The following is a 14,809-nucleotide window of genomic DNA, read 5'->3' as shown; positions in this document are numbered from 1 at the left end:
CAGTCGACTGCCCGGTCTCAGCGGCCGTGGCTGTCGGTGTAGGCCAGCAGGGCCAGGAAGCGGGCGCGCTTGATAGCGGTGGCCAGCTGACGCTGATAACGAGCTTTGGTACCGGTGATACGGCTTGGAACAATTTTGCCGGTTTCGGATACGTAGGCTTTCAGGGTGTTGAGATCTTTGTAATCGATCTCTTTCACTTCTTCAGCGGTGAAGCGGCAGAATTTACGACGACGGAAGAAACGTGCCATGTTATAGGCTCCTCAAGTGGTCCGTGGATTACTCGTCAGCGTTATCGCTGTTGTCGCTGTCATCACTGTCAGCGCTTTCAGCGCCTTCGTGCTCAGGACGATCGCGACGCTCACGGCGCTCACTGCGGTTTTCTTCAGCCTTGAGCATCTCGGATTGGCCAGTAACGGCTTCTTCGCGACGGATGACCAGGTTACGGATCACAGCATCGTTGTAGCGGAAGTTGTCTTCCAGCTCGGACAGAGCCTTGCCAGTGCACTCAACGTTCAGCATCACGTAGTGAGCCTTGTGAACATTGTTGATTGCGTAGGCCAGTTGACGACGGCCCCAATCTTCCAGGCGGTGGATCTTGCCGCCGTCTTCTTCGATCAGCTTGGTGTAACGCTCTACCATGCCGCCGACTTGCTCGCTCTGGTCAGGGTGGACCAGAAAGATGATTTCGTAATGACGCATGAATGCTCCTTACGGGTTGTAGCCTGCCGCCAGGGCGGTCAGACAAGGAGTGAATGAACACAGTGTAAGCTTGCTCGGACGAGGCACGTGCGTACCTGCCGCCACGGCAAGGGGCGCAATTGTAGTGAAGGGCGGGAGGGGAAGCAAGGAGATTGGTGATTATTTGAGCAATCACCGAAACGGTACAAGAGCTTCGCGAGCAGGCTTTGCTCCCACGGTGCAATGCAGACCTGTGGGAGCAAGGCTTGCCCGCGAAGAGGCCCTTGAGAGCAGATTACTTCTTCTTGGCGTTACGCTGACGAACGGCTTCGAACAGGCAAATACCGGTGGCCACCGAGACGTTGAGGCTGCTGACGCTGCCCGCCATTGGCAGTTTCACCAGGTAGTCACAATGCTCGCGAGTCAGACGCCGCATGCCCTTGCCTTCGGCCCCCATGATCAGGATGGTCGGGCCGGTCATGTCGTGCTGGTAGAGGTCCATTTCCGCCTCGCCAGCGGTACCGACCACCCACAGGCCACGCTGCTGGAGCTTTTCCAGCGTCCGCGCGAGGTTGGTAACCGCCACCAGCGGAATCACTTCCGCCGCGCCGCAGGCCACTTTGCGTACCGCGGGGGTCAGGGTCGCCGATTTGTCCTTGGGCACGATCACTGCCAGTGCGCCGGCCGCATCGGCACTGCGCAGGCAGGCGCCGAGGTTGTGCGGATCGGTCACGCCGTCCAGCACCAGCAACAACGGCGCGCCCTCGGTACGGTCGAGCAGCTCGTCGAGCATCGCCTCGCCCCAGACCTGGCTAGGGCTGACATCAGCGACTACGCCCTGATGCACACCCTCGCCCGCCCAGGCATCGAGCTCGCGGCGCTCGGCCGAGCCGACCGGAACGCGGTTCTCGCCAGCCAATGCCACCAGCGTCTGAACCCGTGGCTCGCTACGACCTTCGGACAACCAGATCTGTTTGACGCGCTTGGGGTGATGACGCAGCAGCGCCTCTACGGCATGCACACCGTAGATTTTTTCCAACTGACTCATGATTTCGCCTTGGGTTTACGCGAGCCCGACTTCGAAGGGCCTTTACGGTGCTTGGTCGGCCCCTTGCTGTCGTCGCCACTCTTGGCCGCGCTGCCTGGATTGCCCTTGGCCTCCGACAGCAGTGCCTTTTTCATTTCACGGCTCTTGCGCACTTCGGCATTCTTGGCCGCCGCATCTGAAGCACGGTAAGCCTCTACCGGCTCAGCCTTGCCCGAGCGACGCGGCGGCTTGAGGTCCGGCGTCTTCTCGGCGGACTTGCTGGCGCCGCCGCGGCTCGATGTCGGCTTGCTGCCGGCGCCGGAGCGCGCGGCAGGTTCCTTGGGAGCGTAGGCCTTGTCCACCGGGTGGGCGTTATCGCCCTTGGCTTTTCCCGACGGTTTCTCTGCCCGCCCTTTGGTGACAGGTGCGTCGGCCAGACGGTTCTTGCGACCGATCGGGGCATCGAGGGTGGTCTGGGCAATTTCGAAATCGATCTTGCGCTCGTCGAGATCGACGCGCATGACGCGCACTTCAACAGTGTCGCCCAGGCGGAAATTGCGCCCGGTGCGCTCGCCGGCCAGTTTGTGATGCACTGGATCGAAGTGGTAGTAATCGCCCGGCAACGCGGTGACGTGCACCAGGCCCTCGACGAAGATATCGGTCAGCTCGACGAACAGGCCGAACCCCGTCACCGCAGTGATCACGCCCGGGAAGCTCTCGCCCACACGATCCTTCATGAACTCGCACTTGAGCCAGTTGACCACGTCACGGGTGGCTTCGTCGGCACGGCGCTCGCTCATCGAGCACTGCTCGCCCAACTGCTCGAGGGCATTTTCGTCGTAAGGGTAAATACGCGCTTTCGGAATGCTCGCCGCACCGGCACGGCGCACGTGCGGCGTGTCCAGCTTGGAGTGGATCACACTGCGGATGGCGCGGTGGGTCAGCAAGTCCGGATAGCGGCGGATCGGCGAAGTGAAGTGCGTATAGGCCTCGTAATTCAGGCCGAAGTGGCCCTGATTGTCAGCGCTGTACACCGCCTGGCTCATGGAGCGCAGCATCACGGTCTGGATCACGTTGAAGTCCGGGCGATCGGCGATGGACGCCAGCAGCGCACGGTAATCCTTGGGTGACGGACCATCCTTGCCCTTGTGCAGGGACAGCCCCAGCTCGCCGAGGAAGGCTCGCAGTTTTTCCAGACGCTCTGGCGGCGGCGCATCATGCACGCGGTACAGCGCCGGAATCTCGTGCTTCTTGAGGAATTCGGCGGTGGCCACGTTGGCGGCCAGCATGCACTCTTCGATCAGTTTGTGCGCATCGTTGCGAACGGTCGGCTTGATCTCGGCGATCTTGCGTTGCGAACCAAAGATGATGCGGGTTTCCTGAGTTTCGAAGTCGATCGCGCCACGGGCATGACGAGCGCTCAGCAGCACCTTGTAGAGCGCATACAGCTGTTTGAGATCTGGCAGCACATCGCCAAACTCGGCGCGCAGGGCCTTGGCTTCGGCGGTCCGTGAATGCTCCAGCAACGTGCTGACCTTGTTGTAAGTCAGGCGCGCGTGAGAGTGGATCACGGCTTCGTAGAAGCAGTAGTCGGTCATCTCGCCGGTCTTGGAGATGGTCATCTCGCAGACCATGGCCAAACGGTCGACTTTCGGGTTCAGGGAGCACAGGCCGTTGGACAGCTGCTCGGGCAGCATCGGGATCACGCGCTCGGGGAAATACACCGAGTTGCCGCGCACCTGAGCTTCGTCGTCCAGCGCCGAACCCAGCTTGACGTAGCTCGACACGTCGGCGATGGCCACGTAGAGTTTCCAGCCGCCATTGAACAGGCGCAGCTTGCTCTTGGCTTCGCAGTAGACCGCATCGTCGAAGTCGCGGGCGTCTTCACCATCGATGGTGACGAACGGCAAGTGGCGCAGATCGATGCGCTTTTCCTTGTCCTTTTCTTCCACCTGGGGCTTGAGCTTGGCGGCTTCCTTGAGCACGGCGTCGGGCCATACGTGAGGAATATCGTAGGTGCGCAGAGCGACGTCGATTTCCATGCCCGGGGCCATGTAATTGCCGATGATCTCGACAATGTCGCCCTGAGGCTGGAAGCGCGGGGTCGGCCAGTGGGTGATTTTCACCGCCACGAACTGCCCGACCTTGGCCGCGCCATGGCGACCCGGGGTGATCAGCACTTCCTGCTGGACCTTGGGGTTGTCCGGCTGCACGAAGCCGATACCGCCCTCTTCGAAATAGCGGCCGACCACGGTCTCGTGAGCACGGGACACCACTTCGACGATCACGCCTTCACGACGACCACGGCGATCGAGGCCGGAAACACGGGCCAGGGCACGGTCACCATCGAACACCAGACGCATTTGCGCCGGGCTCATGAACAGATCGTCGCTACCGTCGTCGGGCACCAGGAAGCCGAAACCATCGCGGTGGCCGCTGATGCGCCCCAGGATCAGGTCGAGCTTGTCGACCGGCGCGTAAGTGCCGCGGCGGGTGTAGATCAACTGAGCGTCGCGCTCCATGGCACGCAAGCGGCGGCGCAGGGCTTCGATCTGGTCTTCAGTGGAGAGGCCGAATTCGTCAGCCAGCTCTTCGCGGCTGGCGGGCGAACCGCGCTCGGCGAGGTGCGCGAGGATCAGCTCACGGCTGGGAATAGGGTTTTCATATTTTTCCGCTTCACGAGCGGCCTCGGGATCGAGGGACTGCCAATCGGCCATTAGAGAGAATTCACCTTGTCTATATGCGGGTTAGTTTGGCATAGGCGTATTGAAACGGGAAATTTCAGCTGCTGTTCAGTGCTGAATAAACCGGCGGAAGGTAAAAAAAACCCCGCTACGACCGCCCGGCGCAAAAATTTTAATATTTTTAACAACAGGGGTTTACAGCGCAAAATTCGCTCCGTATAGTGCGCGCCATCGCCGACGTACAGCGTTGTCGATGATGCCCAGGTGGTGAAATTGGTAGACACGCCAGCTTCAGGTGCTGGTGACCTTACGGTCGTGGAAGTTCGAGTCTTCTCCTGGGCACCAATTTCGAGATGCAGAGTAGCGCACTTTGATCTCACTCACAAAAACCCGCGAAAGCGGGTTTTTGCGTTTCTGGGCAATGACTTGGCCCGATGCAAAATTCCTTGCACGAGGGCTTTACAGAGTCAGGCGCCCTCCGTATAGTGCGGCCCACAACGACGCAGTGCGACGTTGTATGCCCAGGTGGTGAAATTGGTAGACACGCCAGCTTCAGGTGCTGGTGACCTTACGGTCGTGGAAGTTCGAGTCTTCTCCTGGGCACCATCTTCAGCTTAAACCCGCGAAAGCGGGTTTTTGCGTTTCTGGGGTTTGAAAACCCCTCAAATACTGTGTTGAAGCTGCCGACGCCTTCGCGGGCAAGCCTTGCTCGCGAAGAGGCCAGCAGCCCCACCGCCAAGCTAAGCCCGAAACTGCCCGATACTCGCCTTCAGCTGCCCCGCCAGCTTGTCCAGCTCGACACTGCTGGCAGTCGTCTGCTGCACAAGATCGGCAGCGCGCTCCGCCTGCAGATGAATCGTCTCCACCCGCCCTTTCACCGCCTGCGCCCCTTGCGCCTGATGGGCCGCCGCCTGGGTCGCCAGACCGATCGCGGCATGCACCTGCTCCACCGAAGCCTGCACGCTCTGTTGCAACCGCGCGCTGCCCTGCAATACTCGCAACCCCTCATCGGCCTGACGCCCGGCCTGACTGATCGCTGCCACCGCCTCCTTGGCCCCCGCCTGCAACGCCCCGATATGCGACTGGATATCGCCCGTAGAGCGCTGCGTCTTGCTGGCCAAAGCCCGCACTTCATCCGCCACCACGGCAAAGCCGCGCCCGCTTTCACCCGCGCGGGCCGCCTCGATGGCCGCGTTGAGCGCCAGCAGGTTGGTCTGCTCGGCGATGCCATGAATTACCGTCAGCACCACCTCGATCTGCTGACTTTGCTCAGCCAACCGCTCGATCACTCGCGAACCTGTCTGTACCTGCCCCGCCAAGGCCTCTATCAGCCCGCCCACCTGCTGCGAAGCGCGGGTGTTTTCATCGGTCGCCTGGCGAATCTCCACCACCTGCGCCAGCGCCGATTGCATCGCCTGGCTTTCAGCCTGTGCCTCGTCCGCCATCTTCGATAACGCCTGCAAGCTCGCTGCCACCTCGTCCCGCTGCAGCTCGGCGGCAGCATTGGCGCCGGCGTTGCGTTGCGTCAGGGCACCAATTTCCGCACCGGTGCGCTGAGCCACATCACCCGCCTCACGCACGATGGGCTGCAACTTGTCGACGAAGCGATTGACCGCTGCGGCCATATCGCCAATTTCGTCACGACTGTCGAGCTGTACCCGCTTGGTCAGGTCGCCCTCGCCCGCCGCCAGATCATCGAGCGCGCGAATCAACAGATGCAGCTTGCTGACCACCCGGCGCCCGAGCACCACCGCCAGCACCAGCAATACCCCCAGGCCGACCAGTGCCAGGCCCATGCCGATGCGCCAACGCAATGCGCCCGCCGCTTCCTGCACCGCAGCAGTAGTATTGGCCTGCATGCCGGTCGCGCTGTCCTGCGCAATCTTGAGCCGACCTTGCAGCGTCTTCGCGCTGTCGCTGGCAGCGGAACCCAGGCTGTCGCCCACCAATTGAGCGCCACTCGCAATCAGTGCAGCAAAACGCTTGTCGAGCGCCTTGAGCTCGACATCGATAGACGCCGTCGATACGCCCATGCGTACCTTGCCGATCTCCACGCCGTTGGGGCTGATGGAGGACTCGACGTAATACACGGCCGGGTCGTTGCGCGCTGCATCCAGCGCTTTGTCCAGCGCGCGATCGCCGGCGCCCTTCTCCACCAGCGCCTGGTTGATCGGGTTGTCACGATTGAGATAACGGGTCAGGTGCTCGCCCGCGGCGTCGTCATAGACCACGAACAGCACGTTCGGATTGCGCTGGGCGCGCCGGGCGAATTCCGACAGCGCTGGCACATCGTTGTCCCACATGGCCCGCGGCGCCACCGAGGCGAGCAGTTGCGCCATGTCGTTGGCCGAGTCGTGCAGGTCCTTCTCCAAGGTGGCGCGCAGTTGCTTCTGCTCATCCTGGAGGCGTGTCGACAAACCCGCCGTGAGCTTCTGCCGGGTGCTGCTCGACAGTGCCTCGAGGCTGCCACGCACCTCATCGCTGGCCTGCCCCAGCTCGGCACTCAGGCGCTGGCTGTCAACCTGCATGCTCTTGCCTAAATCCGCCTCCAGGGCGCTCACCGTGCTCCGCGTAAGAGCAACGGCCACCAGCACCTGCACCAAAAGGGCAATGCCGAGCGCGATGAACACCGGACGCAACAAACGACTCTGCAACAACGAAAGAATGGCCGACACCGCTGAACCCTCATTTTCTGGCTGCCACTAAAATGATGGCACTTCACACGAGGAGAGTCTCAGCAAATCCTGTGCCGCACAGGTGTCAGAAACGACAAAGGGCCCGAATAGGGCCCCTTGTCTGTTACCGCGCTCGCTTGATCAGCCAAACGGGTGACGCAGCACGATCGTCTCGACGCGGTCCGGGCCGGTAGAGATGATATCGATCGGCGCGCCGACCAGCTCTTCGATGCGCTTGATGTAAGCGCGAGCGGCGGCAGGCAGTTCTTCCAAGGTCTTGGCGCCGACGGTGGATTCGCTCCAGCCTGGCATCTGCTCGTACACCGGCTCCAGGCCAATGTAGCTGTCGGCATCGGTTGGCGCGTCGATCACCGCACCGGCTTCGTTCTTGTAACCGACGCAGATGTTGATGGTTTCCAGGCCGTCCAGCACGTCCAGCTTGGTCAGGCACAGGCCCGAAATGCTGTTGACGTCGATGGCGCGGCGCAGGATGACGGCATCGAACCAGCCGCAACGACGGGCACGACCCGTGGTAGCGCCGAATTCGTGACCCTTCTTGGCCAGGTAGGCGCCGACATCATCGAACAGCTCGGTCGGGAACGGACCGGAGCCCACGCGAGTGGTGTAGGCCTTGGTGATGCCGAGGATGTAGTCCAGGTACATCGGGCCAAAACCCGAACCGGTAGCGATACCGCCAGCGGTGGTGTTCGAGCTGGTGACGTACGGGTAGGTACCGTGGTCGATATCCAGCAACGAACCCTGGGCACCTTCGAACATGATGTCCTTGCCGGCGCGGCGCAGCTCGTGCAGCTCGGCGGTGACGTCGACCATGAGCGGGCGCAGCATCTCGGCGTATTCCATGCACTCGTCCAGAGTCTTCTGGAAGTCGATGGCGGGCTCTTTGTAGTAATTGACCAGCACGAAGTTGTGGTAGTCCAGCAACTCGCCCAGCTTGGAGGCGAAGCGCTCACGGTGGAACAGATCACCGATGCGCAGGCCGCGACGGGCGACTTTATCTTCGTAAGCCGGGCCGATGCCGCGACCGGTGGTGCCGATCTTCAACTCGCCACGGGCCTTTTCACGGGCCTGATCCAGCGCCACGTGGTACGACAGGATCAGCGGGCAGGAAGGGCTGATACGCAGGCGCTCGCGCACAGGCACGCCTTTTTCTTCCAGCTTGATGATTTCGCGCAGCAGAGCGTCCGGCGCAACCACTACGCCGTTGCCGATCAGGCACTCGACACCTTCACGCAGCACACCCGACGGGATCAGGTGCAATACGGTTTTTTCGCCATTGATCACCAACGTGTGACCAGCGTTGTGGCCGCCTTGATAGCGCACCACCGCGGCAGCATGTTCGGTCAGCAGATCAACGATCTTGCCTTTGCCCTCATCACCCCATTGGGTGCCCAGGACTACGACATTCTTACCCATAACACTTGTCCTCATTCGCGCAAACTTGGTGCCGGCTGCGGCCGGCAGGAACACTCAAGAAGCCAGCGGCAATACCTGCCACAGCCCGTTCTGCTGAATCAATTGCCGGTCACAGTCCGCCTCCAGGGCGGCGCTCGCCGGTTGTCCAGGCAACGCCTGAACCACCCGCTGACCTTCGCCGCGCAGCTGGCAGACCGTCTGCCAGAGCGCTGCATCCGTGCTGTCAGGCATCCAGATGCCGCCAGACGGGAGCTCGATCTCGTTGCTGCCCAATGTCACCAGGCTCTTGAGATCGGTTGAAAAACCAGTGGCCGGACGCGCGCGCCCGAAATCCGCACCGATATCATCGTAGCGACCGCCTTGGGCGATCGACACGCCGACACCCGGTACGAACGCGGCGAACACCACACCCGTGTGGTAGTGGTAGCCGCGCAGCTCGCCCAGGTCGAAATACAGCGGCAACTGCGGGAACCGCGCGGCCAGGCGCTTGGCGATTTCCAGCAAATCCTTCAACGCCGCCACAACGGGCGCCGGTGCATCGGCCAGCACTTCGCGGGCCTGCTCCAATACTTCCTGACCGCCACACAGCCCGACCAACGCACGCAGCATGCGCGCCAGGTCAGCGGGCAGGCCGGCCGTCAGGCTTATGACTTCGTCGATAGCCTTGCGTTGCAGGGCATCGAACAACTGCTGCTCGACCTCGCCGGTCAGGCCGGCCGCCCGGGCCAGGCCACGGTAGATACCGACATGACCAAGATCCATGTGCACACCCGGCACCTGCCACAGATCAAGCATAGCCAGCATCAGGCTGATCACTTCAACATCGCTGCTCGGGCTGGCATCACCATAGAGCTCGGCGCCCAGCTGGATAGGGCTGCGCGAATTCGACAGCGCCCGCGGCTTGGCATGCAGCACGCTGCCGGCATAGCACAGGCGGCTTGGGCCTTTGCGGCGCATGGTATGAGCGTCGATGCGGGCGACCTGAGGCGTGATGTCGGCCCGAAAGCCCATCAGCCGACCCGATTGTGGGTCGATCACCTTGAAGGTGCGCAGATCCAGGTCCTGGCCCGCGCCGGTCAACAGCGACTCCAGGTACTCGATATGCGGAGTGACGACGAACTCGTAGCCCCAGCTCTGGAACAGATCCAACACCTTGCGGCGCGCTACTTCGATGCGCGCTGCTTCCGGCGGCAGTACTTCTTCGATGCCATCTGGCAGCAGCCAGCGGTCTACCGTTGCCATTACGCCAATCCCCTTTGATCCGGGCGGCCCGCCCTGAGCCGAGCCTTGAGTGAAGCAGATAGCGGCGCAGGCGCACGGCGGTCGCTACAGACCGCACAAGCCCTGGAGGCCGCTATCCTCGAAATCTTTACCGATGCACGGCCCGCTTAAAGGCCAATCGATATCGCAGACGCAAAAAAGCCGGGAATTTCCCGGCTGCCGCATCATACACACGTTTTGCCGAAGGATCACCCCGCCAGACGGATAAGCCGCCCGGCGGAGCCCTTCGCAGTGATGACTGCGACCTTTACTTGGGTTTCTTCATGTACTGGAAGAAATCGCTGCTCGGGTCGAGTACCAGCACATCACTCTTGCTGGAGAAGCTGTCGCGGTAGGCACGCAGGCTGCGATAGAACCCGTAGAACTCAGGGTCCTGGGAATAAGCCTTGGCGTAGATGGCTGCTGCTTGCGCATCACCATCACCACGGGCCTCTTCCGATTCGCGATAGGCCTCGGCCAGCAGTACACGGCGCTGGCGGTCGGCATCGGCGCGGATACCCTCAGCCAGCTCGTTACCCTTGGCACGGTGCTCGCGAGCCTCACGCTCACGTTCAGTGCTCATGCGCTCGAACACGCTTTTGTTGACTTCCTTGGGCAGGTCGATGCCCTTGACCCGCACATCGATCACCTCGATCCCCAACTCTTTGTCGGCGATACGATTCAGCGAAGCGGTCATGTCAGCCATCAGTGCGTCGCGCTCACCGGACACTACTTCATGCAGCGTACGCTTGCCGAACTGGTCACGCAGACCGGACTCGAGGCGACGCCCCAAGCGATCGTCGGCGTTGGCCTTGAGGCCCGACGTGGCAGTATAGAAACGCTCGGCGTCCTTGATCCGCCACTTGGCGTAGGCATCGACCATCACGGCTTTCTTTTCCAGCGTCAGGAACCGCTGAGTAGGCGCGTCGAGAGTCTGCAGCCGCGCGTCGAACTTGCGCACCTGATTCACATACGGGATTTTCGCATGCAGGCCAGGGGCTACATCGGCCTGAACGACACGGCCGAATTGCAGAAGCACAGCGCGTTCAGTCTGCGAAACGACATACAAGCTATTCCACGCAACGACCGCCAGGACAACGCCGACGATCAGGACAATCACGGATTTATTGCTCATCAGCGACTCTCCCTGGAACGCAATTCACGCTGCTGCTGTTGCAAGTCGGACGCCGCACGTGCACCCGCCGAATCCACCACCGGCGCCGGCGTTGTCGAGGACGCACCGCCATTGTTGCGGCTGCCCTGGACCATCTTGTCGAGCGGCAGATAGAGCAGGTTGTTGCCCTTGTCGCCACTGACCAGCACTTTGCTGGTGTTGCTGTAGACGTCCTGCATGGTTTCCAGATAAAGGCGCTCGCGCGTCACATCCGGGGCCTTGCGGTATTCGGTCAACAGCTTGGTGAAACGATCGGCCTCACCCTTGGCGCGCGAGACGACTTCGTCGCGATAGCCATTGGCATCTTCGATGATGCGCTGCGACTGACCACGGGCTTCCGGCACGACGCCGTTGGCATAGGTTTCAGCCTGGTTGCGCGAGCGCTGCTCGTCTTCACGGGCACGGATCACGTCATCGAAGGCTTCCTGCACTTCACGCGGGGCTGCCGCGCTCTGCACGTTGACCTGAGTCACGCTGATGCCGGTCTGATAAGTGTCGAGGAAGCGTTGCAGACGCTCCTTGATCTCACCCGCCATCTGCTCACGGCCTTCGGTCAGGACCTTGTCCATCGCGGTCGAGCCGACCACATGACGCAAGGCGCTGTCCGTCGCGTGCTGCAGGCTGACTTCAGGCTGGTCGACGTTGAGGACGAAGTCCTTCAGATTGCTGATCTTGTACTGCACGGTCAGCGGCACCTCGACGATGTTCTCGTCTTCGGTCAGCATCTGGCCCTGCTTGGAGTACGAACGCTCGCGCGTGACGTTTTCCATGTACTTTTTATCGAACGGTGGAAAGTAGATATTCAGGCCCGCACCCACGGTTTCGTAGTACTTGCCGAAGCGCAGCACGACGGCCTGCTCCTGCTCGTCGACCACGTAGACCGCGCTGTACAGCCAGATAGCCACCAGCACTGCCAGGCCAATACCCAGCAAGCCGAAGCCACCGCCTTTGGACGACGACGGACCACCGCCATCACCGCTGCGTTTTTTCCCACCACCGAACAAACCGTTCAGGCTTTCCTGTAGCTTGCGGAAGGCTTCATCCAGATCCGGTGGCCCCTTGCGGTCGCCTCCGCGGCGTTTGCCACCCCAGGGATCCTGATTATTCGAATTGCCACCACCCGGCTCATTCCAAGCCATAGCGCTCTCCATCTGATAAAGCAAAGACGCGCCCGCGGCGCGCCAACCAATGCTACAGAATGCCTGTCACCTCGGCATAACCAGATACCGAAGCATTTATTGCAAAGTGTGTTGCTGGATGAATTCTTCGAGCTCCAGCCCTTCACGACTGATCAACCGATTGAACTCGACACGCGGCAGACGCACGGCCAGCAGGCTTGCGCCCTCGTCGTCGTGTGTTTCACTCTGGACCGCATTGACGGCGAAGAACTGCGCCCGCAAACGCGCGAATTGCTGCCCCAGGTGCAAGGTACCGACGAACAGATCGTTTTCGATCAGTTCCGCCATGGCCTGGCGCAGCAGGTCCAGGCCGCGGCCGTCACGAGCCGACACCCAGACTCGCTGCGGCTTGCCATCTGCATCGCGCTGAATCTGCGGCTCTACACCTTCGAGCAGATCGAGTTTGTTATACACCTCGAGGATCGGCAAGCCTTGTGCACCAATTTCGGTCAGCACCGCCATCACCTGTTCGATCTGCTGATCGCGCTCCGGCTCGTGGGCATCGATCACATGCAGCAACAGGTCGCTGTTGTTGGACTCTTCGAGCGTAGCTCGGAAAGCCTCCACCAGCTTGTGCGGCAAATGGCGAATGAAGCCCACGGTATCGGCCAGCACGATCGGCCCGGCATCGGGTAGCTCGAGCCGACGCAGGGTCGGATCGAGGGTAGCGAACAATTGGTCGGCCGCGTAGACATCCGAGGAGGTCACGGAATTGAAGAGCGTGGATTTGCCGGCGTTGGTGTAACCCACCAGCGACACCGAAGGAATGTCCGCACGCTTGCGGCCACGACGGGCCTGCTCGCGTTGACTGCGGACCTTTTCGAGACGCGCCTTGATCTGGCGCAGGCGCACCCGCAACAGACGACGGTCGGTTTCGAGCTGGGTTTCACCCGGGCCGCGCATACCGATACCGCCGCCCTGGCGCTCAAGGTGAGTCCAGCCACGCACCAGACGCGTGCTCATGTGCTCGAGCTGGGCCAGTTCGACCTGCAGCTTGCCTTCATGGGTACGGGCGCGTTGCGCGAAGATATCGAGAATCAGACCGGTACGGTCAAGCACGCGACACTCGAAAGCTTTTTCGAGGTTACGTTCCTGACTGGGTGTGAGGGTGTGGTTGAAGATCACCAGGTCGGCATGTTCTGCCTTGACCTGGTCACGCAACTCTTCGACCTTGCCACTGCCTATCAGATACTTGGCAGTGGGCTGATGTCGCGACACGCTCACGAACGCGACGGTGTCGGCACCTGCCGAGACAGCCAGCTCCTGAAACTCCTGCGGATCTTCACGCGCCTCAGGGTCCTGACCATCCAAGTGAACGAGGATCGCCCGTTCACCACCGCCGTGGCGCTCAAAGAACAATGCAGACTCCTATCAGGCGTTACCTGGTTCGCTGCCATGTTCGGCGCCATCTTCGCTGGCGCTAGGCAGGCGAATCGGACGGACCGGAACAACGGTGGAGATAGCGTGCTTGTAAACCATCTGGCTCACGGTATTTTTCAGCAGGATGACGAACTGGTCGAACGACTCGATCGTGCCTTGCAGCTTGATACCGTTGACGAGATAAATTGAAACCCCCACTTTTTCTTTACGCAAGGTGTTCAAGTAAGGGTCTTGTAGCGAATGCCCTTTTGACATGTGCCGCACTCCTTTAAGGATCGATAGAATAATTCGAAAAATGATGGCTTTAGCCGTCGCACCCCCAAGGATAGACGGCAATTGCAGGGACTCAGCTCAATATGGAGACCGAATCCAGGTATTTCAAGGTGCGCGGCAGATTGTCGCAGGCCAGGCTGTCCAGCCAGTTTAAGTCAGCCCAACTGCGCAACCAGGTAAATTGTCGCTTCGCCAATTGGCGAGTGGCAATGATGCCCCGCTCCTGCATTTCTACCGCTGTCAGCTTGCCATCGAGATGATCCCAGACTTGCCGATAACCCACTGCCCGAATCGACGGCAGACCTGCATGCAAGTCGCCCCGGTCGTGCAGCGCTTTGACCTCGTCAACGAATCCCTGTTCAAGCATCTGCCCGAATCGAACTGCAATTCGGTCATGCAACACCCGCCGATCCGTCGGAGCGATCGCCAGATTGGCCACAGTATAGGGCAATTGACCGCTACCAGAAGCGCCTGCGTCAGTACTTTGCGCGATTTGTCGCTGCCGATGCTCGGTCATGCTCGCGCCGCTGACCAGAAACACCTCCAACGCGCGGATCAAGCGCTGGGGATCGTTGGGGTGAATGCGTGCCGCCGACACCGGATCGACGGCCGCCAGACGCGCGTGCAGCGCTTGCCAGCCGTCACGTGCGGCGTCTGCTTCAAGGGTTTCGCGCACCTGGGCGTCGGCGGCCGGCATATCGGCGAGCCCTTCGAGCAACGCCTTGAAATACAACATGGTGCCGCCCACCAGTAACGGGATATTGCCCCGCGCGGTGATCTCGGCCATGGCCTGCAAGGCATCGCGACGAAAATCCGCCGCGCTGTAGCTCTGCACCGGGTCGAGGATGTCGATCAGCCGATGGGGGTACTGGGCGAGCACGTCGCGGGACGGCTTGGCGGTACCGATGTCCATGCCGCGATAGACCAGCGCCGAGTCGACGCTGATCAGCTCGCAGGGCAGCACCTTGGTCAGCTCGATGGCCAGGTCGGTCTTGCCGGCAGCGGTCGGCCCCATCAGGAAAATGGCGGGTGGCAAGGCAATCATC

The 14,809-nt window shown here is 61.2% G+C and carries 12 protein-coding genes and 2 tRNA genes; 2 read left to right on the top strand and 12 right to left on the bottom strand.

The window, feature by feature from the left end; all coding sequences use genetic code 11:
• Nucleotides 1-17: 17 nt before the first annotated feature.
• The 4 genes from rpsR to rnr all read right to left on the bottom strand — a co-directional run bounded on the left by rpsR (nt 18) and on the right by rnr (nt 4,422).
• Nucleotides 18-248 carry a 30S ribosomal protein S18 gene (gene rpsR, locus LIX93_RS18795; RefSeq protein ID WP_003171373.1) on the bottom strand — a complete coding sequence of 77 codons (231 nt, stop codon included), beginning with the start codon at nt 246-248 and terminating at the stop codon, nt 18-20.
• 28 nt (nt 249-276) lie between these two features.
• Nucleotides 277-699: a 30S ribosomal protein S6 gene (rpsF, locus tag LIX93_RS18790; RefSeq protein WP_226505553.1), complete on the bottom strand. Its 423-nt coding sequence runs from the start codon at nt 697-699 to the stop codon at nt 277-279.
• 274 nt (nt 700-973) lie between these two features.
• Nucleotides 974-1,726: a 23S rRNA (guanosine(2251)-2'-O)-methyltransferase RlmB gene (gene rlmB, locus LIX93_RS18785; RefSeq protein WP_226505552.1), complete on the bottom strand. Its 753-nt coding sequence runs from the start codon at nt 1,724-1,726 to the stop codon at nt 974-976.
• Nucleotides 1,723-4,422, bottom strand: coding sequence for a ribonuclease R (gene rnr, locus LIX93_RS18780; protein ID WP_226505551.1), 2,700 nt, complete (start codon nt 4,420-4,422; stop codon nt 1,723-1,725). The genes rlmB and rnr overlap by 4 nt, the downstream gene beginning before the upstream one ends.
• Nucleotides 4,423-4,647: 225 nt before the next feature.
• Here rnr and LIX93_RS18775 point away from each other — a divergent pair.
• Nucleotides 4,648-4,734, top strand: a tRNA-Leu gene (locus LIX93_RS18775).
• Nucleotides 4,735-4,908: 174 nt separating this feature from the next.
• A tRNA-Leu gene (locus LIX93_RS18770) sits at nt 4,909-4,995 on the top strand.
• A 134-nt stretch (nt 4,996-5,129) separates the two neighbouring features.
• On the opposite strand, the gene LIX93_RS18765 is transcribed toward LIX93_RS18770, so the two are convergent.
• From LIX93_RS18765 to miaA, 8 genes are all read right to left on the bottom strand, one after another.
• Nucleotides 5,130-7,064, bottom strand: coding sequence for a methyl-accepting chemotaxis protein (locus LIX93_RS18765; protein ID WP_226505550.1), 1,935 nt, complete (start codon nt 7,062-7,064; stop codon nt 5,130-5,132).
• A 141-nt stretch (nt 7,065-7,205) separates the two neighbouring features.
• Entirely contained in the window at nt 7,206-8,498 is a 1,293-nt protein-coding gene (locus LIX93_RS18760; RefSeq protein WP_226505549.1) for an adenylosuccinate synthase, read from the bottom strand.
• A 54-nt stretch (nt 8,499-8,552) separates the two neighbouring features.
• Nucleotides 8,553-9,740: an ATP phosphoribosyltransferase regulatory subunit gene (locus LIX93_RS18755; protein WP_226505548.1), complete on the bottom strand. Its 1,188-nt coding sequence runs from the start codon at nt 9,738-9,740 to the stop codon at nt 8,553-8,555.
• Nucleotides 9,741-10,026: 286 nt separating this feature from the next.
• Nucleotides 10,027-10,893, bottom strand: a complete 867-nt coding sequence (gene hflC, locus LIX93_RS18750) for a protease modulator HflC (RefSeq protein ID WP_226505547.1) — start codon at nt 10,891-10,893, stop codon at nt 10,027-10,029.
• A complete protein-coding gene (hflK, locus tag LIX93_RS18745) occupies nt 10,893-12,071 on the bottom strand; it encodes an FtsH protease activity modulator HflK (RefSeq protein WP_226505546.1) in 1,179 nt (392 codons plus the stop codon). Before hflK ends, hflC begins: the two co-directional genes overlap by 1 nt.
• 96 nt (nt 12,072-12,167) lie before the next feature.
• Nucleotides 12,168-13,469 (bottom strand): ribosome rescue GTPase HflX, encoded by a 1,302-nt coding sequence (gene hflX / locus LIX93_RS18740; RefSeq protein WP_226505545.1) that lies wholly within the window; start codon nt 13,467-13,469, stop codon nt 12,168-12,170.
• A gap of 12 nt (nt 13,470-13,481) precedes the next feature.
• The gene (hfq, locus tag LIX93_RS18735) at nt 13,482-13,745 is read right to left on the bottom strand and encodes an RNA chaperone Hfq (RefSeq protein ID WP_226505544.1); all 264 of its coding nucleotides are present in this window, start codon (nt 13,743-13,745) and stop codon (nt 13,482-13,484) included.
• A gap of 91 nt (nt 13,746-13,836) precedes the next feature.
• Nucleotides 13,837-14,808 (bottom strand): tRNA (adenosine(37)-N6)-dimethylallyltransferase MiaA, encoded by a 972-nt coding sequence (gene miaA / locus LIX93_RS18730; protein WP_226505543.1) that lies wholly within the window; start codon nt 14,806-14,808, stop codon nt 13,837-13,839.
• Nucleotide 14,809: the final 1 nt, after the last annotated feature.

The sequence above is a fragment of the Pseudomonas sp. MWU16-30317 genome, from assembly GCF_020515695.1.
Classification (GTDB): Bacteria; Pseudomonadota; Gammaproteobacteria; order Pseudomonadales; family Pseudomonadaceae; genus Aquipseudomonas.
Note: the sequence above shows the minus strand (reverse complement) of the source record. Positions and strands in the feature narration are given on the sequence as shown.

Bases quoted from the DNA above. Each gene is read 5' to 3' on its own strand.
- rpsR (WP_003171373.1), bottom strand. From the start codon at position 248: ATGGCACGTTTCTTCCGTCGTCGTAAATTCTGCCGCTTCACCGCTGAA.
- miaA (WP_226505543.1), bottom strand. From the start codon at position 14,808: ATGATTGCCTTGCCACCCGCCATTTTCCTGATGGGGCCGACCGCTGCC.
- hflK (WP_226505546.1), bottom strand. From the start codon at position 12,071: ATGGCTTGGAATGAGCCGGGTGGTGGCAATTCGAATAATCAGGATCCC.
- LIX93_RS18755 (WP_226505548.1), bottom strand. From the start codon at position 9,740: ATGGCAACGGTAGACCGCTGGCTGCTGCCAGATGGCATCGAAGAAGTA.
- rnr (WP_226505551.1), bottom strand. From the start codon at position 4,422: ATGGCCGATTGGCAGTCCCTCGATCCCGAGGCCGCTCGTGAAGCGGAA.
- hflC (WP_226505547.1), bottom strand. From the start codon at position 10,893: ATGAGCAATAAATCCGTGATTGTCCTGATCGTCGGCGTTGTCCTGGCG.
- LIX93_RS18760 (WP_226505549.1), bottom strand. From the start codon at position 8,498: ATGGGTAAGAATGTCGTAGTCCTGGGCACCCAATGGGGTGATGAGGGC.
- rlmB (WP_226505552.1), bottom strand. From the start codon at position 1,726: ATGAGTCAGTTGGAAAAAATCTACGGTGTGCATGCCGTAGAGGCGCTG.
- rpsF (WP_226505553.1), bottom strand. From the start codon at position 699: ATGCGTCATTACGAAATCATCTTTCTGGTCCACCCTGACCAGAGCGAG.
- hfq (WP_226505544.1), bottom strand. From the start codon at position 13,745: ATGTCAAAAGGGCATTCGCTACAAGACCCTTACTTGAACACCTTGCGT.